The 23273-nt window shown below is 69.7% G+C and carries 21 protein-coding genes; 7 read left to right on the forward strand and 14 right to left on the reverse strand.

Annotated elements, in window-relative coordinates; translation table 11 throughout:
* Positions 1 to 189: 189 nt before the first annotated feature.
* From ACLARN_RS11575 to ACLARN_RS11595, 5 genes are all read right to left on the reverse strand, one after another.
* Positions 190 to 1455, reverse strand: a complete 1266-nt coding sequence (locus ACLARN_RS11575) for an alpha/beta hydrolase family protein (protein ID WP_409491591.1) — start codon at positions 1453 to 1455, stop codon at positions 190 to 192.
* A 122-nt stretch (positions 1456 to 1577) separates the two neighbouring features.
* Positions 1578 to 2519, reverse strand: a complete 942-nt coding sequence (locus ACLARN_RS11580; RefSeq protein ID WP_409491338.1) for a TAXI family TRAP transporter solute-binding subunit — start codon at positions 2517 to 2519, stop codon at positions 1578 to 1580.
* Positions 2516 to 3916, reverse strand: coding sequence for a sensor histidine kinase (locus ACLARN_RS11585; protein ID WP_409491339.1), 1401 nt, complete (start codon positions 3914 to 3916; stop codon positions 2516 to 2518). The genes ACLARN_RS11580 and ACLARN_RS11585 overlap by 4 nt, the downstream gene beginning before the upstream one ends.
* 3 nt (positions 3917 to 3919) lie before the next feature.
* Positions 3920 to 4582, reverse strand: a complete 663-nt coding sequence (locus ACLARN_RS11590) for a response regulator transcription factor (RefSeq protein WP_409491340.1) — start codon at positions 4580 to 4582, stop codon at positions 3920 to 3922.
* 16 nt (positions 4583 to 4598) lie between these two features.
* Positions 4599 to 5957, reverse strand: coding sequence for an MFS transporter (locus ACLARN_RS11595; protein WP_409491341.1), 1359 nt, complete (start codon positions 5955 to 5957; stop codon positions 4599 to 4601).
* A 191-nt stretch (positions 5958 to 6148) separates the two neighbouring features.
* Between ACLARN_RS11595 and fabG the strand changes: the two genes are divergently transcribed.
* Both fabG and fabI read left to right on the forward strand, forming a co-directional pair.
* The gene (gene fabG / locus ACLARN_RS11600) at positions 6149 to 6853 is read left to right on the forward strand and encodes a 3-oxoacyl-ACP reductase FabG (protein ID WP_409491342.1); all 705 of its coding nucleotides are present in this window, start codon (positions 6149 to 6151) and stop codon (positions 6851 to 6853) included.
* A gap of 48 nt (positions 6854 to 6901) precedes the next feature.
* Positions 6902 to 7669 carry an enoyl-ACP reductase FabI gene (gene fabI / locus ACLARN_RS11605; protein ID WP_409491343.1) on the forward strand — a complete coding sequence of 256 codons (768 nt, stop codon included), beginning with the start codon at positions 6902 to 6904 and terminating at the stop codon, positions 7667 to 7669.
* Positions 7670 to 7934: 265 nt separating this feature from the next.
* Here the strand turns inward: fabI and ACLARN_RS11610 are convergent, their stop codons facing one another.
* The 3 genes from ACLARN_RS11610 to ACLARN_RS11620 form a co-directional block, all read right to left on the reverse strand.
* Positions 7935 to 8339 carry a nuclear transport factor 2 family protein gene (locus tag ACLARN_RS11610; RefSeq protein ID WP_409491344.1) on the reverse strand — a complete coding sequence of 135 codons (405 nt, stop codon included), beginning with the start codon at positions 8337 to 8339 and terminating at the stop codon, positions 7935 to 7937.
* An 8-nt stretch (positions 8340 to 8347) separates the two neighbouring features.
* A complete protein-coding gene (locus ACLARN_RS11615) occupies positions 8348 to 9529 on the reverse strand; it encodes a Cmx/CmrA family chloramphenicol efflux MFS transporter (RefSeq protein ID WP_409491345.1) in 1182 nt (393 codons plus the stop codon).
* A gap of 71 nt (positions 9530 to 9600) precedes the next feature.
* Positions 9601 to 10185 (reverse strand): TetR/AcrR family transcriptional regulator, encoded by a 585-nt coding sequence (locus ACLARN_RS11620; protein WP_409491346.1) that lies wholly within the window; start codon positions 10183 to 10185, stop codon positions 9601 to 9603.
* A gap of 85 nt (positions 10186 to 10270) precedes the next feature.
* Here ACLARN_RS11620 and ACLARN_RS11625 point away from each other — a divergent pair, with 85 nt between their 5' ends.
* The gene (locus ACLARN_RS11625) at positions 10271 to 11317 is read left to right on the forward strand and encodes a ferrochelatase (protein ID WP_409491347.1); all 1047 of its coding nucleotides are present in this window, start codon (positions 10271 to 10273) and stop codon (positions 11315 to 11317) included.
* Positions 11318 to 11398: 81 nt separating this feature from the next.
* Here the strand turns inward: ACLARN_RS11625 and ACLARN_RS11630 are convergent, their stop codons facing one another.
* From ACLARN_RS11630 to ACLARN_RS11645, 4 genes are all read right to left on the reverse strand, one after another.
* The gene (locus tag ACLARN_RS11630; RefSeq protein WP_409491348.1) at positions 11399 to 12196 is read right to left on the reverse strand and encodes a hypothetical protein; all 798 of its coding nucleotides are present in this window, start codon (positions 12194 to 12196) and stop codon (positions 11399 to 11401) included.
* A gap of 230 nt (positions 12197 to 12426) precedes the next feature.
* Complete coding sequence (locus ACLARN_RS11635) at positions 12427 to 13068, reverse strand: response regulator (RefSeq protein ID WP_409491349.1); 642 nt, start codon at positions 13066 to 13068, stop codon at positions 12427 to 12429.
* Complete coding sequence (locus ACLARN_RS11640) at positions 13061 to 13609, reverse strand: sensor histidine kinase (RefSeq protein ID WP_409491350.1); 549 nt, start codon at positions 13607 to 13609, stop codon at positions 13061 to 13063. The genes ACLARN_RS11635 and ACLARN_RS11640 overlap by 8 nt, the downstream gene beginning before the upstream one ends.
* The gene (locus ACLARN_RS11645; RefSeq protein WP_409491351.1) at positions 13522 to 14286 is read right to left on the reverse strand and encodes a hypothetical protein; all 765 of its coding nucleotides are present in this window, start codon (positions 14284 to 14286) and stop codon (positions 13522 to 13524) included. The genes ACLARN_RS11640 and ACLARN_RS11645 overlap by 88 nt, the downstream gene beginning before the upstream one ends.
* A gap of 190 nt (positions 14287 to 14476) precedes the next feature.
* Between ACLARN_RS11645 and ACLARN_RS11650 the strand changes: the two genes are divergently transcribed.
* Both ACLARN_RS11650 and ACLARN_RS11655 read left to right on the forward strand, forming a co-directional pair.
* Positions 14477 to 15874 carry a sigma 54-interacting transcriptional regulator gene (locus ACLARN_RS11650; protein WP_409491352.1) on the forward strand — a complete coding sequence of 466 codons (1398 nt, stop codon included), beginning with the start codon at positions 14477 to 14479 and terminating at the stop codon, positions 15872 to 15874.
* Positions 15871 to 17829, forward strand: coding sequence for a vWA domain-containing protein (locus ACLARN_RS11655; protein ID WP_409491353.1), 1959 nt, complete (start codon positions 15871 to 15873; stop codon positions 17827 to 17829). The genes ACLARN_RS11650 and ACLARN_RS11655 overlap by 4 nt, the downstream gene beginning before the upstream one ends.
* Positions 17830 to 18047: 218 nt before the next feature.
* Here the strand turns inward: ACLARN_RS11655 and ACLARN_RS11660 are convergent, their stop codons facing one another.
* Positions 18048 to 19361: a cytochrome P450 gene (locus ACLARN_RS11660; RefSeq protein ID WP_409491354.1), complete on the reverse strand. Its 1314-nt coding sequence runs from the start codon at positions 19359 to 19361 to the stop codon at positions 18048 to 18050.
* Positions 19362 to 19410: 49 nt separating this feature from the next.
* Here ACLARN_RS11660 and ACLARN_RS11665 point away from each other — a divergent pair, with 49 nt between their 5' ends.
* Positions 19411 to 20169 (forward strand): MerR family transcriptional regulator, encoded by a 759-nt coding sequence (locus ACLARN_RS11665; RefSeq protein WP_409491355.1) that lies wholly within the window; start codon positions 19411 to 19413, stop codon positions 20167 to 20169.
* Positions 20170 to 20249: 80 nt separating this feature from the next.
* Positions 20250 to 21488 carry a cysteine--1-D-myo-inosityl 2-amino-2-deoxy-alpha-D-glucopyranoside ligase gene (gene mshC, locus ACLARN_RS11670; RefSeq protein ID WP_409491356.1) on the forward strand — a complete coding sequence of 413 codons (1239 nt, stop codon included), beginning with the start codon at positions 20250 to 20252 and terminating at the stop codon, positions 21486 to 21488.
* 52 nt (positions 21489 to 21540) lie between these two features.
* Here the strand turns inward: mshC and ACLARN_RS11675 are convergent, their stop codons facing one another.
* Positions 21541 to 23148: an ABC-F family ATP-binding cassette domain-containing protein gene (locus ACLARN_RS11675; protein ID WP_409491357.1), complete on the reverse strand. Its 1608-nt coding sequence runs from the start codon at positions 23146 to 23148 to the stop codon at positions 21541 to 21543.
* Positions 23149 to 23273: the final 125 nt, after the last annotated feature.

The raw sequence follows: 23273 nt of genomic DNA on the forward strand, positions 1-23273 counted from the left end.
GTGTCGTAAGTACGCGGGCAAGCACGGTGACCCCGTTCGCCGAACTCACGTGCTCAGAAACGTGACTCACGTGCTTGTAGCCGTAACTCGCGTGTGCGGTCTCCAAGCACGTGAAATACGGCTCTGAGCACGTGAGTGCGGGGTTTGATCCAGGTTCCCGCTGGACGCACGAACCTCCGGCGCAGGACACTAGTCGATGAAATCGATATTCGGATGCCGCGGGGACTCACCGTCGAACAGGTGCCTGTCCCGGCCGCGTAGGTGCAGATCGAAGAACGCCCCGATGTAATCCCGCTGCGCGGCAAGCGAACGACGGGGATCGATGGTGCCGATGGACGCCTTCCGTTTCTCCGGCGTCACGAGCGCGCCGAGCTGCGGCACGATGACCTGCAGATCGCTGTACGCCATATGCGTGCTGCCGCCGCGCAGGAGCAGGTCCCGCTTCCAGCCTCGCTGGTTGGCCCAGAAATCCGCCCAGCTGCGGTCGAATTCCGGCTGGCGGTGCGTGTGTTCGAGCGGCTTCCCGTCCTCGCCGACGCCTTCGGCGCCCATCAGCAGGAACGGCCGGTCCAGGCCGCGTTTCGTGACCTCACCGGGGACGTAGGCGCTTCCCGGCGGGTAGCCGAACGCCGTCGCCATCGCGCCGTCCAGGTTGATCCCGGCGTCGACGCGGCGGTCGTGGACCATCGTCTCGCCCGCCGTGAACCCGCCGTAGGAGTGCCCGTAGGCACCTACCTTCGACAGGTCGAGCGACCAGCCGAGCCCACGGGGGAGCGGCCGGTTCTCGGCGTCGGGGTTCTGCCCCCGCGTGATCTTCGTGAGCTGGTCGAGGACGAACCGGCTGTCGTCGACCCGCGCGTCGAGAGCCTTCTTCATGAATTCGGGACCCTCGCCCGGCGGGAGCGCCGTCTCGAGCCGTCCGCCGGGGAACTCGACCGCGCCGCTCTCGTAGGTGTGCGAGAGCGAGACGACCACGTAGCCGCGGCTCGCCAGATCGTCGACGATCGCCGAGTACGTCTCCCGAGGTCCCCCGAAGCCGGGAGAGAAGAGCACGACCGGTTTCGGCGCGCCGGGCGCCACCGGAACGCCGATCTCGGCCCGCCGCTTCGACGACGCCCAGTCGACGCTGCCGACCGGGACATCGAGGCCGTTCTTGTCCGCCAAAAACTGGTCGATGACGGTGCTCATACCTGGCGTGAGCCACGGTGCCTGCGGGCCGTGGGCGAACCGGTCGGCCGGATAAGTGACGGTCGCCATGACCTCCCGGCGCCGGTCCGGTTTCCACGGGTCGGGCCGGGACCGGTCGACGAGGTGGAGGTCGGTGGTGCCGACCTCGTACTGGCCGGTGAGCGCCGGTGCGGTGAGTTCGACCTGCTCCGCCGCGACGGCGGGGGCGGTCGTGGCGAGCCCGCCCACGAGCGCGAGGCCCGCGACGAGTGCCGAACCCCGCACCATCCTGGTGTGTCTCGATGACACTGCTGGAGTCCTTCCGGTTCGGGGCGGCCGGGAGGGCCGCCTGCTTCCGACCCTGGCAGCGCTCCGGTACTACGCGCATCACCCTGGAGATGGAGGCGCTCTCACCCGTGAAGGGCACGGTAGGCCGACGCGGCCCCAGGGTGCAGCGGGACCTTGCCGGTGCCGATCAGCGTCCGGACGTCGAGGAACTGAGTGCCGACGGCGGGTGCCGGGACGAGATCGGCGGCGTGCCCGGCCAGCACCCGCGTGACGGCGGCCGCGACGTCGTCGGGGAGGGAAGGCGCCGCCAGTAACAGGTTCGCGACGCCGATCGTCCGCAGTTCCCCGACACCTCGGTAAGCCTGCGCCGGGACGTGGACCAGGTCGTACACCGGGCCGTATCCCGTGCGCAGCGCCGGAAGGTGCGTGTCGAGGGGGAGGAGCGTGATCGGGGTGGTCCGGTTCAGCTCGGTGAGCGCGGGCGTGGGGATCCCGCCGGACCAGAACAGCGCGTCGACCTCGTGCGCCACCAGCGCGTTGATCGCTTCCCCGAGCACGAGATTCTTGGCGTTCACCGGGATTTCGGCGCGGGCGAACAGCCGGGTGCTGAACACCGCCACACCGGACCCGCTCGCGCCCATCGCCACCGGCCGTCCCGCCAGATCGGCGAGCGACCGCACACCGCCGTCCGCGCGGACCACGAGCTGGTGGTAGTTCTCGTAGACGCGGCCGATGGCCGAGAACGCGATCGGGACGGAGAAAGGCTCCGCTCCGGCGAAAGCGGACTCGGAGACGTCGCCGAGGACGAGGCCGAGATCGGCCCGCCCGTCTCGCAGACGTCGCAGGTTCTCGACGCTGGCCTCGGTCGCGACGGCGGTCGCGCGCAGCCGCGGTTCCACCCGGTTCAGCTGCTGGGCCAGCAGTTCCGCGAAGGCCAGGTAGAAACCGCCGCTCTCGCCCGCCGCGATGACGACCTCTCGCTCCGGGCCCTGGTAACCCGCCGTCGAACAGCCCGCGAGGGTGGCGAGCCCGGCGAGGAGCGCGGTGCGCCTGGTGACGGTCATGCTGTGCTCCCGGCGAGAGGAAGTTCGACGCGGACTTCGAGTCCGTGCGGTTCCGCTTGACGCAGCTCGAGTTTCCCGCCGCGGGCGAGCACGTGCTGGTTCGCGATCGCGAGTCCGAGCCCTGTTCCGCGCGGCGCGCCGTCGCCACCGGCCCGCCAGAACCGTTCGGTCGCGCGTTCACGATCCTCTGTGGACAGTCCAGGACCGTTGTCGGACACGAAGACCGTGGCGGTCGAGTCACTGGTGTCGTAGCCGGTGGTGATCGTCGCGCCCCGGCCGGCGTAGTGCACCGCGTTGTCCAGCAGGACGTCGAGGATCTGGGCGAGATCGCCTTCCGGGCAGCGCACGGTCAGCGGGGTGTGGTGACCTTCCGATGCCGCCAGATCGACCCCGGCGTCGTCGGCGGAGGGCCGCCACGCGTCGACCCGTTCCGCCAGCACGGAAGGAAGATCGCAGGGTTCGTCGCCGGATTCCCCGGCGGCCAGCCGGGTCGCCGCGCTTTCGGCAAGCGCGAGCGCGAGCAGGCCGTCGAGCAACGACTCCAGGCGTTCGACCTCCGCGACGGTCGCGCGGTAGGCCCGCTGGCCGTTGCCGTCCACCTGCGCGGCGAGCGAATCGACCCGCAATCGCAAGGCGGCCAACGGGTTCCGCAACTGGTGCGACGTATCCGCGACGAGTCGCCGCTGCTGTTCGGAAGCCTCGACGACGGCGTCGGACATCCGGTTGAACGACGTCGCGAGCGACCGCAGTTCACGGGGACCGGCCCGGTCGGGAACCTGGGCGCGATGCCCCTCGGTCACCGCCTGGACGCCGGTCTCCAGTTCGTGCAGCGGCCGCACCATCCACCGTGCCAGCAGCACCGCGAGCAGCACGAACACCGCCGCCACCAGCACCGCGCCCGCGACGATCGCGGCCCAGCGGGCGGTGACGTCGGTCGCCGCCGTCGTCACGGACGCCCGCAACACGACCACCCCGGCCACCCGCGTGCCGGTGCCGACAGGGCGGGCGAAGTAGACCGGATCGGCCGACCAGGGGCTGAGCTGCTCCGGTCCCTTCGCGGGCTGGTTGCGAAGGGCGGACTCGACGAGCGAGCGGACCACCGGTTCCGCGGCCGTCATCCCACCGGTCTCGACCAGCGGCACACCGCGCGCGTCGACCACCACGACGGCCTCGCTGTATAACGACGAATACCGCGCGGCGTCGACCGCCAGCGCGGCCGGGTCGTCGGCGTCCACGGCCTGCTGGGCGAGGACGACGAACCGGTCGACATCGGCGTTGCGGGCGATCACCAGCTGCTGGGTCCGTTGCGCGGCGGTCGATCCGAACAGCGGGATCGCGAACGCGGCGACCACGGTCAGCGCGAGCGCGACGAGGACGACCAGCAGCCGGGTGCGCACCGGTCAGCCCCGGCCGAGGCGGTAGCCGAAACCCCGGATCGTGGTCAGCAGCCCCGGCCGGTCGAGCTTCGCGCGCAGCTGGGTCAGGTGCACGTCGAGCGAACGGGAGACGGCGAGGTACGCGTCGCCCCAGACCTCGTCCATCAGCTGCTGCCTGCTCACCGCGGTACCCGGCCGCACGGCGAGTACGGCCAGAACGGCGAACTCCTTGGCGGTGAGACCGATGTCGTTTCCGTCGACCAGCACCCGCCGTGCCCCGAGGTCGATTTCGACGTCCTCGACGCGGACGACGTCGTCCTGGGGCGCGGACGAAAGGGCGGCGCGGCGCACGACAGCGTCCATCCTCGCCAGCAGTTCGGCGAGGCGGACCGGTTTGGTCAGGTAGTCGTCGGCTCCGAGCCGCAACCCGCGCACCACGGAGCGCTCGTCGCCGCTCGCGGTGAGAACGAGGACCGGCACCGGAGAGACCTGCCTGACCTTCCTGAGCACGTCGAGCCCGTGCATGTCGGGCAGGTTGAGATCCAGCAGGATGACGTCCGCCTCGCGATGCCGGTGCAACGCGTCGCTGCCCCGGATCACGGCAGAGACGGTGTGGCCGCGCGCCTGCAATGCTTCGGCGAGCGCGTCGGCGACGCCGGCGTCGTCCTCGACGAGAAGCACCCGCACGGCCACACCTTCCCGCCTAGCCTTCGCGGCCGGACACCAGCTCGGGCTCGGACTGCTTCTTCTTGTCCAGCTCCGAGGTCTTCGAGGTTTCCCGCATTGTGCCGTACACGATCAGCGACACCAGGACACAGCCCGCGACGTAGTAGAAGAACACCGATTCGTGGCCGGCGCCCTTCAGCGCCTGCGCGATGAGCTCGGCGGTGCCACCGAAGATCGCCACGGTGAGCGCGTACGGGAGACCGACGCCGATGGCGCGGATCTTCGTCGGGAACAGCTCGGCCTTCACGATGGCGTTGATCGAGGTGTACCCGGTGACGATCACCAGCCCGGCCAGCATCAGCAGGAAGGCGAGCACCGGCTCCTTGGTCCCGCCCATCAGCGTCATGATCGGCACGGTCAGCAGCGTGCCCGCGATGCCGAAGAACATCAGCAGCGGGCGGCGGCCGATGCGGTCGGACAGCTTGCCCGCGAACGGCTGCAGGATCGCGGCGACGAGGATCGCGCAGAACAGGATCAGCGTGACCGTCCGGCGCGGGATGCCGGCGGTGTTCTCCATGAACTTCTGGCTGTAGGTGGCGAAGGTGTAGAACGACACCGTGCCGCCGAGGGTGAGTCCGATGACGAGCGCGATCTCCCTGGGGTACTTGATCAGCGCGCGCAGGGTGCCCTTCTCGCCCGCGTCCTTGCCGGTGCCGGACGCCTTGGCTTCCTCGAAGCTGGCCGACTCGTCCATCCCGCGCCGCAGGAACATCACGATGACCGCGGCGAACGCGCCGACGACGAACGCGATCCGCCAGCCCCACGACGTCAACTGGGCCTCGGTGAGGATCGCCTGCAGCAGCAGCTGGAGGCCGAGCGCCAGCAACTGGCCGCCGTACAGCGTCACGTACTGGAAGCTGGAGTAGAAGCCGCGCTTGCCGGGTGTGGCCACCTCGGACAGGTAGGTCGCGGAGGTCGAATACTCGCCGCCGACCGAGAGCCCCTGGATCAGCCTCGCGACCAGGAGCAGGATCGGCGCGGCGATCCCGATCGTGGCGTAGGTCGGGGTCAGCGCGATCATCAGCGACCCGGCCGCCATCAACGTGACCGAAAGCACGAGTGCGCTTCGTCGCCCGAAGCGGTCTGCGAAGCGGCCCAGCATCCAGCCGCCGAGTGGCCGCATGAGGAACCCGACGGCGAACACCGCCGCCGTGCCGAGGAACGCCGCCGTCGTGTCCTTGGTGGGGAAGAAGGACTTGGCGAAATAAGTGCTGAAGGCGGCGTAGGCGTACCAGTCGTACCACTCGACCAGGTTGCCGATGGAGCCGCGCAGCACGTTGCCGACGACTCGCCTCTCGCTTACGGGCGGCGACGCTTCGCCGATCCGGGTTGTCATCTTTGACCTCCTGTGTTCCGGCTCACGGTGAACAATCCGTGACGACCGGGCAAGGTTTCGGCGCGGTTCCTAACATCCGCTTAGGACGGTCGCGGTTACCCGGAGGTAGGGGTGGCGCGGCTCCGGCGGGTCCCGGGCGAGCCGATAACCTCAGGGCGTCAGCGGGACGAAGACGAGGCGAGGAGAGCTCTGTGGGACGGTCGGTACTGGTCACCGGCGGCAACCGCGGCATCGGTTTGGCGATCGCGAAGGACCTCGCGGCGCAAGGGCACAAGGTCGCGATCACGCACCGTGGCTCCGGCGCGCCCGAAGGCCTCTTCGGGGTGCAGGCCGACGTCACGGACGCCGAGCAGATCGACGCCGCCTTCAAGCTCGTAGAGGAGCACCAGGGCCCCGTCGAGGTCCTCGTCGCGAACGCCGGGATGACCGACGACACCCTGCTCATGCGCATGAGCGAGGAGCAGTTCACCCGCGTGGTGGACGCGAACCTCACCGGCGCCTACCGGGTCGCCAAACGCGCCTCTCGCGGCATGCTGCGCGGCAAGTGGGGCCGCTACATCTTCATCTCGTCCGTCGTCGGTCTCACCGGATCGGCGGGCCAGGTCAACTACGCCGCGAGCAAGGCCGGTCTCGTCGGTCTCGCCCGCTCGCTGGCGCGTGAGCTGGGCTCGCGCAACATCACCTCGAACATCATCGCGCCGGGCTTCGTCGCCACGGACATGACCGACGAACTCGGCGAGGACCGCAAGAAGGAGATCCTCGCCCAGATTCCCTCCGGCCGGTACGCCGAGCCGTCGGAGATCGCCGCCGCCGTCCGCTACCTCGCCTCCGAAGAAGCCGGTTACGTCAACGGCGCGGTGCTGCCGGTCGACGGCGGCCTCGGCATGGGCCACTGACGTCCCCCGTTTTCCTGTACTGATCACCCACTCCGGACTGGAGGTCCCGTGCCAGGACTGCTCGAAGGCAAGCGTCTGCTGATCACCGGCGTCATCACCGACGCCTCGCTCGCGTTCCACGCGGCCAAGATCGCGCAGCAAGAGGGCGCGAAGGTCGTGCTCACCGGCTTCGGCAGGCTGTCGCTCGTCGAGCGCATCGCCAAGCGTCTCCCCGAGGAGGCGCCGGTGCTGGAGCTTGACGTCACCAACCAGGAGCACCTCGACTCGCTCGCCGACCGCGTCCGTGAGCACGTCGACGGGCTCGACGGCGTGCTGCACTCGATCGGGTTCGCCCCGCCGTCCTGCCTCGGCGCGCCGTTCCTGGACGCCCCGAGCGAGGACGTGAAGGTGGCCGTCGATGTTTCGGCGTATTCCTTCAAGGCGCTCGCGGTCGCGACCCTGCCGCTGCTCTCGCGCGGTGCGTCGATCGTCGGCATGGACTTCGACGCGCGTGTCGCTTGGCCCGCCTACAACTGGATGGGCGTGGCGAAGGCGGCGCTGGAGTCGGTCAACCGCTACCTGGCGCGCGACCTTGGCCCGCAGGGCATCCGGGTCAACCTGGTCAGCGCCGGCCCGATGAAGACCATGGCCGCGCGGTCGATCCCCGGGTTCGGCGACCTGGAGGACGGCTGGGGCGCCCGTGCCCCGCTCGGCTGGGACAGCTCCGACCCGGACCCGACGGCGAAGTCCGTCTGCGCCGTGCTTTCGGACTGGCTGCCCGCGACCACCGGCTCGATGATCATGGTCGACGGCGGAGTGCACGCGACCGGTTTCTGAGGTCTTTTCTCGCGTGAAGGCCCCCTTCCCTCGGCTGAGGTTTTGAGTGACTAGCCGAGGGAAGGGGGCCTTCACGCGTTGGCGGTGCTAGGGCCCTGCACTGTGTGGATTTTGGGACGTTAGATGACCCGAAATCCACACAGTCCTGCGTGACAGTCCCTGTAACCACCAGGTCCGGAGGGGGTGTGTGGAAATAGGGACACTCAACGTCCCTATTTCCACACACCCCTCACCCGACGTCACCTTTGCCTTGGCTCGCGGCACTTCAGGGGAGGACGGCGTTCGCGACGTGCCAGGAGTCCTCGAGGAGCAGGTACTTGGTGATCAGGCCGTCGTCGTTCACCTCGAACTGGATGGTGAAGGCCGTCTCGATCACCTTGCCGGTGCTGCGAATGATCGAGCGCAGCCGCCCGGCCGCGACCGCGTGCGGCCCGTCGACGAGGACGCGTTCGACGTCGAACCGGTCCTTGATGAGCCCCTTGCCGAGCAGGTCGTAGAACTCGCGGATCTCCGCCGGGTTCCGGCGCGGGCCGACCCAGGGGACCAGCTCGGTCGCGCCGGGGATATCCCAGGCGACGCTGTCGGCGAAGAGTTCCGAAGCGCCATCAGTGTCCCCTGTGGACATTCGGCGGAAGAACTCGTCGAGAGTGGCTTGAGTTCGGTCGGACATGATTCTCCTTACTGGGTAACGGGTTCGCGGAGCAGGCGGGTGTCGTCGGTGCGCTGGACACCGGCGGCGAAGGTGAGCGCGACCACCGTGGCGACACCGAGTCCGACGCTCACCCACGCGACACTCGGGTAGCCGAGACCGGCGCCGATCGACTCGCCGCCGAGCCACGGGCCGACGGTGTTGCCGACGTTGAACGCGGCGGTCGTGCTCGCGCCGACGAGGACGGGTGCGTTGCCCGCCACGGCGAAGGCGCGGACGTTCAAGGCGGGGTTGATCCCGAATCCAGCGACGCCGAACAGGAACACGGCGAAGATCGCGACCGGGGTCGCCGGGCCGGAGAGCGCGAGCAGCACCAGGGCGAGCAGAGCGACGGCGAGACCGCCGTAGAGAGTGGCGAACGGCCTCGCGTCGGCGAGGCGGCCACCGACGGTGATGCCGATCAGCGCGCCGAGCCCGAACAGGGAGAGCACGCCCGGGACCCAGCTTTCCGGCAGTCCGGCGACTTCGGTCAGCAAAGGTGCGAGATAGCTGAAGGTCGCGAAGATCATCGCCTGCGCGAACGCGATCACGCCCAGCGCCAGCCAGAACCGGCCACCACGGTAGAGCCGCAGTTCGGTCGCGACGTCGGTCTTGGTCTCGCCGTTCTGCGTTTCCGGGACGAGGGCGAAGACGCCGATCAACGCGACGACGGTCAGCGCAGTGACCGCCCAGAACGCCGCCCGCCAGCCCGCGTGCTGGCCAAGGAAGGTCCCGGCCGGGACGCCGGCGATGTTCGCGATCGTGAGCCCGCCGACGAGAATGGCCAGTGCGCGGCCGCGGCGCTCCACCGGCACCAGCGCGACCGCGGTGGCCGCCGCGACCGCCCAGAACCCGGCGCAGGCGACGGCGCTGACGACACGTGTCGCGAAAAGCAAGGCGTACCCCGTACCCAGCGCGCCGACGACGTGCGAGAGTCCGAAGACGACGAGCAGCGCCATCAACGTGGCCCGCCTCGGCACTCTCAGCGTCGCGATCGCGAGCAGGGGAGCGCCGACGACCATGCCGATCGCGAAGGCGGAGATGAGCAACCCGGCTTCCGGGATGCCCACGTTCAGGTCGGCCGCCATCCCCGGCAGCAGGCCGGTGATCATGAACTCGGACGTGCCGAGCGCGAAGACGCTCAGTCCGAGAACGCAGACTGCCAAAGGCACGGGATTTCCCTCCAGTTTTGTATTGATCAGTCCAAAATGTGGGCAACGTCGCGCACAAGACTTGTTTCGGTTTACTTCGCGGCGATCGCGCCCAGTGCGATATCGGCGACCGCATCCATGGCCGTCCGTTCGGCGCCGCGGCGGGACATGAGCCGAAGTCCGGCGACGGTGCTGTGCGCGAACTCGGCGATGTCGGCCGGCTTACGGGCGCCGTCGACCGTCCCGTCGAGTTGTCCTTCCCTGGCACAGGCCGCGAGAAGGACGAGGTGCCGTCCGGTGTCGGCGTCGATCCGCGCTTTGACCTCGGGATCGCGGTCGCCGAATTCGGCCACGGTGTTGACGACGAGGCAGCCGCGGCCGTGGGTGGCGACTTCCTCCTCGATGGTGAACGAGAACAGCGCGCGGAACCGCTCGATGCCGGTCCCGGGGTTCTCCAGTAACGCCGTCCTGGCGACGATGCCGCGTTCGGCGTACTGGTCGAGTGCTCGCATGAACAGCTCGTGCTTGCTGGTGAAGGTGTTGTAGACGCTGCTGCGGCCCAAACCGGTGGCTTCGCAGAGGGCCTGTGTCGACGTGCCCTCGTAACCGCGCACCCAGAACGCGTCCATGGCGCGCCCGATCGCCGCGCGCTCGTCGAATTCCTTCGGCCTGGCCATGGAAGTGACCGTACCAGGTTTTGGATCGGTCAGTTCAAAATGGGCCGGGTCAGCGTGCGGGGCGCCACAGCGGCAAGATGTCAGGGTGGGTTATGACGCGCTGCTTTGGCTTTCGTTCGGTGGTCCCGAGGGGCCCGACGAGGTGATGCCGTTCCTGGAGAACGTCACCCGGGGGCGGGGGATCCCCCGGGAACGGTTGCTCGAGGTCGCCGAGCACTACCAGCACTTCGGCGGGGTCTCGCCGATCAACCGCCTGAACCGCGACGCGATCTCCGCGGTGGAGAAGCGGCTCGCGGCCGCCGGTATCGACCTGCCCGTCCACTTCGGCAACCGCAACTGGCGGCCGATGGTCGAGGACACCCTCGCCGAGATCACCAAGGCGGGTGGTCAGCGCGTCCTGGTCTTCCCCACGAGCGCGTACGGCGGCTACTCCGCCTGCCGCCAGTACGACGAGGACATCGAGCGCGCCCGCGCGGCGGTCGGCGACGGCGCGCCGGAACTGGTGAAGCTGCGGCAGTTCTTCGACCATCCGCTGTTCATCGCGGCCTTCGCCGACGCCGTCCGCGCCGCGCACGCGGAACTGGGGAACCTGCCCGGTACCCGGACGGTCTTCTGCGCCCACTCGGTGCCCGAGTCCGCCGACACCGCGTCCGGACCGCCCTCGGAAGGCGGCCGTCGCTACTCGCGCCAGATCGCCGAAGCCGCCCGTCTCGTCGCGGCCGAAGCGGGCATCGAGACCTACGACGTCGTCTGGCAGTCTCGCTCCGGCCCGCCGCAGGTGCCGTGGCTGGAGCCGGACATCGTCGACCACATCGACGCCCTGCACGCGGACGGTGTCACTTCGGTGGTGGTCTGCCCGGTGGGCTTCGTGTCCGATCACCTCGAGGTGATCTGGGACCTCGACAACGAGGCCGCCGAGCGCGCCGCGGAACACGGCATGGGCTTCGCGCGGGCCGCGACGCCGGATACGGACCCGCGCTTCGCCGAGCTTGTCGTGGAGCTGGTTCGCGAGCACACGGAGGGTGTGCCGGCGCGGAAGCTGTCACCGTTCCCGGCGGCCGGATGCACGATCAACGGAGCGCCTTGCGCCGTTGGGTGCTGCGAGCCCGCGAAGCGCCCCGCACACCCGTAACCCGCATTTCGTCCTCTAGTTGCGGTAGTTGCACGCGCAAGTACCGCAACTAGAGGACTACTTGCGGTTTCGAGCGCGGGGCTACGGGTGGCGGTCCGCCTGGTCCGCGAAAACCCGGACCGCCTCGTTGATCGCCGCGTACCGGGCAGTGCGGACAGCCTCGGTCAGTGGTCGCAGGGCCTCGGCCCGGCGGTTGGCCGCTGACGCCGAAAGCGCGCCGCCCGGATCGTCGGACTCGGCGATGGCGAGGATCGCCGCGATCTCCTCGGACCGCTGAAGCACCCGAAGCGAGCGGCCGGGCATCCCGGCGGGCCAGGGCGCGTCGGTGACCGCCCGCAGGCGTGCGGAGAGTTCCGCGCGTACGCCAGGGCGCTCGCTGGCGACGTCGAGGGTCTGCAGTGCTCCGGCGCTCGCGCGGATCGCGCCGGTCAGGCCATGCTCGGCTTCGCCCAGCGGGCGGTACTCGAGAACACCCGGCGTGGGTACCGAATAGACGGTCCACCGCATCAGGCCTTCGGCGATCGCCTCCGGGACCAGGCCGTAGCCGAAATCCGGCAACAAGGCGGCGTCGCCGGTCCGCAGCGCGGCCTCAGCGAAGGGACCGCCACCGCCGAGACCCCGGACATCGCCGGGCACCGGCATCAGCAACTGCATGCTCTTCGCGCCCTGCGAACGCAAGGCGAGAAGCAGCTGGACCGGAGTCGCGGCACGGTTGAACGCGAGCGGCAACTCGAACGCCTCGGCGGCCGCGGCATCCGCGGCGACGACGTCGTGGGCCTCGCCCCAGACCAACAGGGCGTCAAGGACGTCGTCGGAGGCGGCGGCTCCGTTCAGCCACGCCGAAGACCAGACCGCGAGGGTCGCACTAGGACGGCACACTCTGTTTATTTTATCGTGCGCTGACGGAAACCGTCCGCAGGGCGCAGATCGGGATTAAAGTCACGCGGGTGGAGAGGGCGCCCCGCAAACGGTTTCCGTGGGCCTTCGGCCCGAAAGAGGGCGCACGACCGGTGAAGTCTTCCCGTCGCGCTGGCGCGCTTCCGGGAAGACGGTCCGCCGGTCCAGGGCGGGTCGGTGCGGGGCGGTGTGTAGCGGGGTGGGCGTGGTCCTTAGGGGCGTTTTGTCAGGAGACCTTGGTGGAAGGCTTCGGCGACGGCGGAGGCCCGGTCGTTCACGCCGAGTTTCGCGTAGATGTTCAGCAGGTGAGACTTCACCGTCGCCTCGGTGATGAACAGCCCTGCGGCGGCCTCCCGGTTGGTATTCCCGGCCGCCACCAACCGCAGCACCTCCAGTTCCCGCTCACTGAGCGGCCCTGGCGCCGGTGCGCGCACGCGGCCCATCAGCGTGGCGGCGACAGACGGCGCGAGAACGGCCTCGCCTCGAGCGGCCGCGCGGACGGCGCGGAGCAGTTCGTCACGCGGAGCGTCCTTGAGCAGGTAACCGGTCGCGCCCGCCTCGATGGCGGGAAGTACGTGACTGTCGGAGTCGTAGGTGGTCAGGACGAGCACCCGCGCCGGATTCAGCCGCTCGGCCAGCACGCGGATCGCGGTGACACCGTCCATCCCGGGCATCCGCAGATCCATCAGCACGACGTCCGGACGCAGGCACTCGGCGAGCTGGACCGCCTCGGTGCCGTCGGCGGCCTCGCCGAGGACCTCGAACCCCGCCTCACGGGCGAACAGGCTGCTCAGGCCATCGCGGACCACGGGATGATCGTCGGCGACGAGCAGCCGGATCGGTTTGTCACTCATGAATCACTCCCAAGGGGACACACGCCGAGATCCCGGTGCCGCCGCCCGGTTCGGACTCGATCCGCAACGTTCCCGAGAGGCTTTCGATCCGCTGACGCATCGCGGTCAGCCCGAAGCCGCTCCCGGTCGTTTCGCCCCGCGGCCGCAGCGGGTCGAACCCCCGGCCGTCGTCCCGCACGTCCACGGCCACTTCGGCGCCCAGGTACGAAAGTGTCACGCCCGCCCGCGTGGCCTTGGCGTGGTTGGCGACGTTCGCCAGCGCCTCCTGCGCGGTCCGCAGCAACGCGACCTCGGTCTCGGGCGACAACGGCACGACGGTCCCGGTCGTGGTGACCTGGACGGTGACGCCGTGCAGCGCTGTCCACCGAGCGGCGACGTCGTCCAACGCCTCACCCAGCCTCGACGCCTGCAAGGGCTCTGGCCGCAACGCGTGCACCGAACGCCGGGCCTCGGTCAGACTCTCCCTCGCCAGCGTGGTCGCGGCCGTCGTGTGCCTGCGCCACGCCGCCGGATCGTCCTCGGCCTGTTCGGCCGCCTGCAACTGCGTGACGATCCCGGTGAGGCCCTGCGCGAGCGTGTCGTGGATTCGCGGGCCATCCGTTCGCGTTCGCCGTGCACGGCGGTCTCGCGGGCACGGGCGAGCAACTGGTCGTGGAGGATGGCGTTCTCGGCCAAACTCGCCTCCAGTCTCCGGTTGGCCTCGGCCAGTTCGCGCAAGGCCTGTTCCCGCTGACGGTTCCGCTCGTCGCTGCGCCAGGCGAACCAGGCGAAACCGCCCATCGGCCCGATGTTGCAGGCGAGGACGGCGAGATAGCTCAGCACGCCGATGACCGTGTTCTTCTCGATGTCGTAGGACTGCGCCGTCCCGGCCACCACCGCCACCGCGGCGACTCCGGGGAGCAGCCACGGCCACGGCAGGAGCCGGAACGCGTAGACGTAGAGCACGGGTGTGAAGCAGCCGAACCACGGCGCCTCCAGCACGAGGACCAGCGTGATCGCCGTCAGCCCACCGACGAAGACGCCGATCACCGGCACACTCTCGTGCCGGCCCGGCCGCAGTGCGAATACCCCCAGCATCCACACGGCGGCCAGGCCGCACAGCACGAGGTCCCCGGTCCGCGGCCCGTTGGCGGCCACGGTGAAAGCGGTCAGGATCGCGAGGAGCACGAACGGCAGGACCTGCGTCACCGGTCCGCGCAGCGGTTCCGGAACATTCATCCATACCCCCTGTCCTTCGCGAACAACGATCGCAGATGCCGCCGTTCGCGATCGCCGCCACCAAGCCTCGCGCGGCGGCACCCGGTTCCACATCAACCGATCTTTTGAAGTCACTCCACCGATCGGTTGATCCCGACCTGGAGTTGGTTCACGTCGACAGGGGACATGATGGCGACGTAGCGTCGAACGGGTGAACGATGTTCCCGCAAATCTGCCCCGGACCGCCGGGGACCTTCGCGCGGCCGGCCACCTGCCGCGTTCGATCAAACAAGAACTGCACGACAACCTTCTCGCCAAGCTCCGCGCCGGGGAAGACCCCTGGCCCGGGATCGTCGGTTTCTCGCGCACCGTGCTGCCGCAGCTGGAACGCGCGCTGCTGGCCGGGCACGACGTCGTCCTCCTCGGCGAACGCGGCCAGGGCAAGACCCGGCTGTTGCGTACCCTCGTGGGGCTCCTCGACGAATGGACGCCTGCCATCGAAGGCGCCGAACTGGCCGAGCACCCGCTCGACCCGATCACCCCGGAATCACGCCGCCGTGCCGCCGAACTCGGCGACGCCCTCCCGGTGACCTGGCGCCATCGCGATGAGCGCTACACGGAAAAACTGGCCACACCGGACACTTCGGTCGGTGACCTGATCGGCGACGTCGACCCGGTGAAGGTCGCCGAGGGCCGCAGTCTCGGCGACCCCGAGACCATCCACTTCGGACTCGTCCCGCGCGCCCACCGCGGCATCGTGGCGATCAACGAGCTGCCCGACCTCGCCGAGCGCATCCAGGTCGCGTTGCTGAACGTGATGGAGGAACGCGACATCCAGGTGCGCGGTTACACCCTGCGCCTGCCGCTGGACGTGCTGCTGGTGTCGACGGCCAACCCGGAGGACTACACCAACCGCGGCCGCATCATCACCCCGCTCAAGGACCGGTTCGGCGCCGAGATCCGGACGCACTACCCGCTCGACGTCGAGTCCGAGATCGCGGTCGTGCGGCAGGAGGCGCATCTGGTCGCCGAGGTCGGCGAGCCGCTGCTGGAGGTGCTAGCCCGGTTCGTGCGGAACCTGCGTGAATCGCCGGTGATCGACCAGCGGTCCGGTGTCTCGGCCCGGTTCGCCGTCGCGGCGGCGGAAACCGTGGGCGCGGCGGCGTTGCGCCGGTCCGCGCTCACCGGCGAGGAACCCGCGGTGGCGCGTCCGGTCGACCTCGACGCGGTGCCCGCCGTGCTGCGCGGCAAGCTCGAATTCGAGCCGGGGGAGGAGGGGCGCGAGACCGAGCACCTCGTGCACCTGCTGCGCCGGGCGGTCGCGGAAACGGCCCGCTCGCGGTTCGCCGGGCTGGACCTGCTGCCGCTGGCCGACGCCGTCGAGGACGGGCACCTGGTGGCCACCGGCGAACGCGTGCCCGGCAAGGACGTCCTCGCCGCGCTGCCGGAACTGCCCGTGCTCCACGACGTCGCCGCGCGTGCCGGCGTCGGCCCGGACGAACCGGCGGGGCGGATCGCGGCCGCGGTCGAACTGGCGCTGGAATCCCTGTTCCTGTCGAGGAAACTCGCCAAGGACTCGGACGACACGACGACCGTCTACGGCCGATGAGTTCCGTCCCGGAGGGTTACTCGTACGGGCCGTGGCACGACGGCCCGGATCCGCTGGCGCCGCCCGCCGACCTGCGGGACGCGCTCGACGAGATCGGCCGCGACGTCATGGCGGGCGCGTCGCCCCGATCCGCGCTGGAAGAACTGCTGCGGCGCGGCACCCCGCGCACCGCGGGCCTGGACGAGCTGACCAGACGGCTCTGGCAGCGCCGGTCGGAGATCCAGCGGCGGCACCGGCTCGACGGCACACTCCAGGAGGTCCGGCAGCTCCTCGACCAGGCGTTGGAGGCCGAGAGGCGCGAGCTGTTCCCCGATCCGGACGACGACGCCCGCTTCCGCGAGGCGCAGCTCGACGCGCTTCCCCCGGGAACGGCGGCGGCTGTCCGCGAACTCGCCCAGTACGACTGGCGTTCGCGGCAGGGCAGGGAGAACTACGAGAAGATCCGCGACCTGCTCGGGCGTGAGCTGCTGGATTCCCGGTTCGAGGGAATGAAGGAGGCACTCCAGAACGCCGGACCCGAGGACGTCGAGCGCGCCAACAAGATGCTCACCGACCTCAACAGCCTGCTGGCCGCGCACGCGCAAGGCCGCGAGGACGTGCCCGAGCGGTTCGCGGAGTTCATGCGCGAGCACGGCGAGTTCTTCCCGGAGAACCCGAAGAACGTCGAGGAACTGATCGACGTCCTCGCCGCCCGCGCCGCGGCCGCGCAGCGGATGCTCAACTCGATGACCCCCGAACAGCGCGCCGAACTGGCCGAGTTGTCGCAGCAGGCGTTCGGCGATCCCCGGCTCGCGCAGCAGCTGTCCACTTTGGATTCCCAGCTGAAGGCGTTGCGGCCCGGTGAGGACTGGACGTCGTCGGAACGCTTCCGGGGCAACGATCCGCTCGGCCTCGGTGAGGGTGCCCAGGCGATGTCCGACCTCGCCGAACTGGACGCGCTGGCCGAACAGCTCGGCCAGTCCTATCCCGGTGCGAGACTGGAGGACATCGACGTCGACGCCCTCGAACGCCAGCTGGGACCGGACGCGGGCGTCGACGCGCGACGATTGTCCGAGCTGGAACGCGAGCTGCGGCGGCAAGGCCTGTTCGAACGCGCTCCCGACGGCACCCTCCGGTTGTCTCCCAAGGCATTGAGACGACTGGGGGAGACGGCGCTCGCCGACGTCGTGAACGCGTTGCGCGGCAAGGCAGGTCAGCGGGAGACCGAATCGGCGGGCGCCGCGGGCGAGCCGACCGGCGCGACCAGGCCGTGGCGGTTCGGGGACATGCAGCCGTGGGACGTCTCCAGGACGGTCCGGAACTCGGTCCTGCGTTCGGTTTCGGTGGGCGAGCGGTCCGTCCGGATGGACGTCTCCGACGTCGAGGTGATCGAGACCGAGCACCGGTCGCGCGCGGCGGTGGCGTTGCTCGTGGACACCTCGTGGTCGATGGTCCAGGAGGGCCGCTGGCTGCCGATGAAGCGGACGGCGCTCGCGCTGCACCAGCTGATCAGCACCCGGTTCCGCAACGACGCGCTCCAGCTGATCACATTCGGCCGCTATGCCACGTCGGTCGAACTGGCCGAACTCGTGGGCCTGGAAGGCGCCTGGGAGCAGGGCACGAACGCCCACCACGCGTTGTTGCTGGCCGGACGGCATCTGCGGCGGCATCCCGACGCGCAGCCGGTGGTCTTGATGGTCACCGATGGCGAGCCGACAGCGCATCTGGAACCCGACGGCACGGCGGAATTCGACTATCCGCCGCAGCAGAGGACCCTGCTCAAGACACTGTCCGAAGTGGACCGGATCGCGAAGCTGGGCGCGTCGGTGACGGTGTTCCGGCTCGGGGACGACCCGCGCCTGACCGCGTTCGTCGATCTCATCGCGCGCCGCTCGGGCGGCCGGGTCGTCGCTCCGGACCTCGACGGGCTCGGCGCCGCCGTGGTCGGCGACTACCTGCGGACCAGGAAGCGGTAGGTCAGCGGCCGGTCACCGCAGCGCTTGCGGTTGATTGGCCGTGAAGGCCTCCTTCCCTCGGCTCAGCCGCAATGCCAGGAACTCAAGGGTCAGCGCCTGAGGTTCTCGGACTGTCCACAAAGGATGCCCGATGGGTCGAATTGCCTGATTTGCTATCGTTTACCCGAGTTCTCTAGTGTGTGAAGCCGACGCGAGACCCCTTCAGCCCTCGGCCTAGGTCAGCGGCCGGTCACCTTGATCCTGGCTCCACGGGCCGGTTCCAGGGTGATCGGCCGCGACCGGACGCGTTCCGGTCGCGCGTGTTCCGGGGTGACCGTGAACCGGCCGAACAGCTCCCGAAGCACGATCGTGGCCTCCATCAGGGAGAACCCCGCGCCGAGACACCGCCGCGCTCCGCCGCCGAACGGCAGCCAGCTACCGGCGGGCGGCGAGCCCTCGAGGAACCGGTGCGGCCGGAAGGCCTTCGGGTCGGGATGGTGGTCGTCCTCGCCGTGGACGACGATGATCGACGGCATGACGTCGAACCCGGCGGGGATCCGGTAGCCGCCGATCTCGATGTCTTCGGTCAGCCGCCGGACGACCTCGCCGACCACCGGACGTAGCCGCATCGCCTCCTTGATCACCGCTTCGAGCGCCTTCTCGTCGCCGTCGTCCGCCGCCCGGGTGGTGAACGCCGCCTGCGCGGGGTCGCGGGAAAGTTCGTGCAGCGCCCAGGCGAGCGCGGTCGCGGTGGTCTCATGACCCGCGAGCAAGAGGGTGACCAGCTGATCGCGGAGTTCCACGTCGGTCAGTTCGTCCCCGTCGGCGGGCACCGTGAGGAGCCGGGACAGGACGTCGGTGCGCTGATCGAGGTCGGTCGCCCGGCGCCGCTCGGCGATCTCGGCGTAGAGCAGCTCGTCGACCCGGGCCTGGCGCTCGGCGTACGTGCGCCAGGGGCGGTAGCGTCGCAGGCGAGGGTCCTGCCAGCCGAGCACCTGGACCAGGCCGATCTCGACCAGGTGCCCGATCAGCTGCCGGAGTTCGTCGAGCCGTGGTCCTTCGGCCACGCCGAACACGACCCGCAGGATGATTTCCAGCGTCAGCGCGCGCATCCGGTCGTGCGCGCCGAAGACCCGGTTCTCCGGCCAGCGGTCGAGTTCGGCCCTGGTCAGCACGGTGATCATGTCGCGGTAGCCACGCAGGGCCGCGCCGTTGAACGCGGGCATCAGCAGCTTCCTCGCGCGCAGATGCCGTTCCTCGTCGGTGAGCAGGACGGAGTGCTCACCCATCACCGGCTTCAGGACGACGTTGCCCTCGCCGGCGTGAAAGGTGGTGACCGGTCCCGAGAACACGGTCTTGATGTCGTCGAGGTCGGTGAGCATGACGATGTCGCGGTGCGGCGCGAACTTCATCCGGACGACGGATCCGTAGCGGCGTTCGAGCAGCGGGAGCACGTGATGCCGGAGGTTGCCGACGACGAGTGTCTGGACGAGGCCGGGCAGCCGAGGCCCAGGCGGAAGTGCGGCCGACACGGTGGTTCCAGCTCTCCCCATAAGTCGTTTCTACGCGCGGCGAGGGAAGGCGTCCACCTACGCTGGGCCGATGGGGTATCCGGTGGGGAAGGTCGCCGCGTTGTCGGGGGTCACCGTGCGCACGCTGCACCACTACGACGAGATCGGCCTGCTGTCGCCGGGCGGGCGGACACCGGCGGGCTACCGCAGCTACAGCGACGACGACCTCGACCGGTTGCAGCGCATCCTGTTCTACCGCGAACTCGGGTTCGGCCTGGAGGCGATCGCGAAGGTCATCGACGACCCCGGCCTGGACGCGCAGGAGCATCTGCGGCGGCAGCGGACGCTCCTGCGCGAGCGGATCGACGAGCTGACCCGGATGGCCGAGTCCGTCGAACGGGTGATCAAGGCCAGGGAGATCGGTGGCGCCCTGACCCCGGAGGAGAAGTTCGAGGTCTTCGGTGAGTTCCGTGAACCGGAGGGCTACGCGGAGGAGGCCGTCCGCCGGTGGGGCGAGACCCCGCAGTGGCGGACGGCGGCCGTGCCACTGTCCAAGGAGGAGTGGATCGAGGCGGAGAAGGTCCGCCAGGACTGGGTGAGGCGGCTGCTCGACGTCGTCGACTCCGGCGCGACGGCGGACAGCGACGCGGCGATGGACCTCGCCGAGGAGCACCGGCGGCTGCTGGCCGCGTTCATGGGGGACTGCGATCACGCGATGCACCGCGAGGTCGCCGGGATGTACGTGACGGATCCGGTCCAGTTCGGCTTCCTGGTGCGGGAGCCGGACCAGCGGCCGGGCCTCGCCGAGTACATCCGGGACGCCGTCCACGCCAACGCCGACCGGTCCTGAGAGGGCGAGTTCGGTTACTCCGGCCGTGTCCGGCTCCCACCGGACGGGAACGGCGCGGCGGCTCCGCTTACAGTCGAGGTATGCAGACTTGGTCAACGGTCGACGTGCCCCGTATCCCCGGCACCCCCCGTCCGCTGCGGCTCCATGACACCGCGACGGGGCAGATCCGCCCCACCGCGCCCGGGTCCACCGCCCGGATGTACGTCTGCGGCATCACGCCGTACGACGCCACCCATCTGGGGCACGCCGCCACGTACCTGACATTCGACCTGGTGAACCGCCTGTGGCGCGACGCCGGGCACGACGTCCACTACGTCCAGAACGTGACGGACATCGACGAGCCACTGCTGGAGCGCGCCGCGCGCGACAAGGACGACTGGGTCGTCCTCGGCATGCGCGAGACGGCGTTGTTCCGAGAGGACATGACCGCGCTGCGGGTGCTGCCGCCGCGGCAGTTCGTCGGGGCGGTGGAGAGCATCCCCGAGATCGTCGAGGTCATCGCCAAACTGCTGTCGAACGGCAGCGCCTACCGCGCCGACGACGCCGAGTACCCGGACATCTACTTCGACCACAACGCGACCGGGCATTTCGGTTCCGAGTCGAATTACGACGCCGAGACGATGGCCAAGTTCTTCGCCGAACGCGGCGGCGACCCGGACCGGCCGGGCAAGCAGCACCCGCTCGACGCGCTGCTGTGGCGGATGGCGCGGCCGGGTGAGCCGTCGTGGGAGTCGGAACTGGGTGCGGGACGGCCGGGCTGGCACATCGAGTGCAGCGCGATCGCGGTCAACCGCCTCGGCCTCGGCTTCGACGTCCAGGGTGGTGGCTCGGACCTGATCTTCCCGCACCACGAGTACAGCGCCGCGCACGCGGAGGCCGTCGCGGGGGACCGGCCGTTCGCGCGGCACTACGTGCACGCCGGGATGATCGGCCTCGACGGCGAGAAGATGTCGAAGTCGCGCGGGAACCTGGTGTTCGTCTCGCGCCTGCGGGCAGACAAGGTCGACCCTGGCGTGATCCGGCTCGCGCTGTTCGCCGGCCACTATCGTTCGGACCGGCCGTGGACCGCGCAGTTGCACGCGGACGCTGAAGACCGGCTCGCGCGCTGGCGCGACGCCATCTCGCTCGGTACGGGCCCGGCCGCGGAGGACACCGTCGCGCGCCTGCGCGACCACCTGACCGACGACCTCGACACGCCCAAGGCACTCGCCGCCGTCGACGCCTGGGCGGAGCAGGCCCTGAACCGGTCGGGCACCGACCCCGCGGCTCCCGGGCTGATCCGGAACGCGGTCGACGCGCTGCTCGGCATCGAGCTGTAGAAACACTGCTCGGGCGGACGAAACCGTCCGCCCGAGCAGTCTGTATAACGCCCTACACGGCGACGCGACCGGCTTCCAGCCGGAGGTGGTCACCCGCCCAATCTCGCCGCAGCCATCGATCGTGTGAAGCGATGACGACGGCGCCCGGCGCCGAATCGAGCGCGGCGAACAACTCCTCGGCCAAGGTGAGCGAGATGTGGTTCGTCGGCTCGTCCAGCAGCAGTACCTCCGGCGGATCGGCGGTCAGCAACGCCAGCGCGAGCCGTCGCCGTTGCCCGACCGACAGCGCGCCCACCTTGGTCCCGAGATCCCGCGGCGCCAGCAGGCCCAGGCCGCGCAACGGCGGGGCGTCCTCGCCGAGCGCTTCGACGTAGGTCCGCTGCGCGGTCTTCTCCGGCTCGGCGAACGCGACATCCTGTGCCAGCATGCCGATCCGCACCCCGCGTCCGGAAAGGACGGTCCCGGAGTCCGGCGTCAGCGAGCCGGCGAGGACGGACAGCAGCGTCGACTTCCCGGCACCGTTCCCGCCGGTGATCAGGAGCCTCGACGTCGTCGTGATGTCGAGGGTGGCCAGGCGCAGCCGTCCGGCGATCTCGATTTCCCGTACGGAGATCGCCGTCTTGTCCTCTCCGGGTTCACCGGTCAGGCCGCCCTGGAACCGCAGGGGCGCGGGTGGTTTCCGCACCTGGTCGCGTTCCAGTTCGTCCAGCCGCAGTTGCGCGTTGCGGACCCGGCGTGAGATCTGTTTCTGCACCCTCCCGGTCTTGAAGTCGTAGAGCATCTTGGCGTTGTCGCGCTGCGGCCGGTTGTGCGCGACGTTGCGCGCGGTGACGGCCACCGATTCGCGCAGTTCCTTGAGTTCGTCCTGTTCTTCGGCGTAGCGCTGCTCCCAGCGCGCCCGTTCGGCCCGTTTCTGGTCCAGGTAGTCGGAATACGTGCCGCCGTAGCGGGTCGGGCCGCCCAGCGCCGGGTCGAGGTCGACGATGTCGGTGCACACCGCGTCGAGGAACACACGATCGTGCGACGACAGCACGAGGACACCGGTCAGCGAAGCGAGATGGTGTTCCAGGAACTCCATCGCGACGTCGTCGAGGTGGTTCGTCGGCTCGTCCAGGATGAGCGTGCCCGGCCGCCGGATCAGCAACGCGGCCAGTCCGAGGCGTGACCGCTGCCCGCCCGACAAGGTGCCCAGTTCGCGCGCCGGGTCGATCCCGGCGAGCCCGAGGCCCGCGCATACGACCTCGGCCCGCCGGTCGGCGTCCCAGAGATCGTGGGCCTGCGCCCATTCGAGGACGGTGCCGTACTCGTCGAGCACCGCCGTGTCGTCCGGGCGTTCGGCGAGCGCTTCGGTCAGTTCGCCGAGTCTCGCCGACGCTTGCCGGATCTCGGCGAGCGCGTCGTCGATGACGTCGGAGAACCGCGCGGTCAGCGGGAAGGGCAGCTCCTGCAAGAGGAATCCGAGGTCGTCACCGCGCAGCACTTCGCCGGCGTCGGGTTCCTCGACCCCGGCCAGCAGGCGCAGGAGCGTGGACTTGCCGACGCCGTTCTCGCCGACCAGTCCGAGTCGCTGCCCGGCCGAAGCGGTCAGGTTCACGCCGTCGAGTACGACGCGGGCGCCGTAGGAGTGGACGAGATCTTTGGCGATCAGGGAAAGAGACATACGACATCACCGCGTTTCGAGGTCATGAGGGATCCCTGCCGGGCCTGATCGCTTACGGGAGCCGTGCTCGACCGAAGCAGCCTCAGAGCGGGGAAGGTGCGGTGTCAGTTGTCCATGATGGGAGC

Origin of the sequence: Amycolatopsis sp. cmx-11-12, assembly GCF_046269425.1 — a bacterium.
Classification (GTDB): Bacteria; Actinomycetota; Actinomycetes; order Mycobacteriales; family Pseudonocardiaceae; genus Amycolatopsis.

Excerpts from the sequence above, each read along its gene's own strand:
- mshC (WP_409491356.1), top strand. The coding sequence starts at position 20,250 with ATGCAGACTTGGTCAACGGTCGACGTGCCCCGTATCCCCGGCACCCCC.
- ACLARN_RS11620 (WP_409491346.1), bottom strand. The coding sequence starts at position 10,185 with ATGGCCAGGCCGAAGGAATTCGACGAGCGCGCGGCGATCGGGCGCGCC.
- ACLARN_RS11635 (WP_409491349.1), bottom strand. The coding sequence starts at position 13,068 with ATGAGTGACAAACCGATCCGGCTGCTCGTCGCCGACGATCATCCCGTG.
- ACLARN_RS11675 (WP_409491357.1), bottom strand. The coding sequence starts at position 23,148 with ATGTCTCTTTCCCTGATCGCCAAAGATCTCGTCCACTCCTACGGCGCC.
- ACLARN_RS11575 (WP_409491591.1), bottom strand. The coding sequence starts at position 1,455 with ATGGTGCGGGGTTCGGCACTCGTCGCGGGCCTCGCGCTCGTGGGCGGG.
- ACLARN_RS11610 (WP_409491344.1), bottom strand. The coding sequence starts at position 8,339 with ATGTCCGACCGAACTCAAGCCACTCTCGACGAGTTCTTCCGCCGAATG.
- ACLARN_RS11665 (WP_409491355.1), top strand. The coding sequence starts at position 19,411 with ATGGGGTATCCGGTGGGGAAGGTCGCCGCGTTGTCGGGGGTCACCGTG.
- ACLARN_RS11660 (WP_409491354.1), bottom strand. The coding sequence starts at position 19,361 with ATGGGGAGAGCTGGAACCACCGTGTCGGCCGCACTTCCGCCTGGGCCT.
- ACLARN_RS11655 (WP_409491353.1), top strand. The coding sequence starts at position 15,871 with ATGAGTTCCGTCCCGGAGGGTTACTCGTACGGGCCGTGGCACGACGGC.
- ACLARN_RS11580 (WP_409491338.1), bottom strand. The coding sequence starts at position 2,519 with ATGACCGTCACCAGGCGCACCGCGCTCCTCGCCGGGCTCGCCACCCTC.
- ACLARN_RS11645 (WP_409491351.1), bottom strand. The coding sequence starts at position 14,286 with ATGAATGTTCCGGAACCGCTGCGCGGACCGGTGACGCAGGTCCTGCCG.
- ACLARN_RS11595 (WP_409491341.1), bottom strand. The coding sequence starts at position 5,957 with ATGACAACCCGGATCGGCGAAGCGTCGCCGCCCGTAAGCGAGAGGCGA.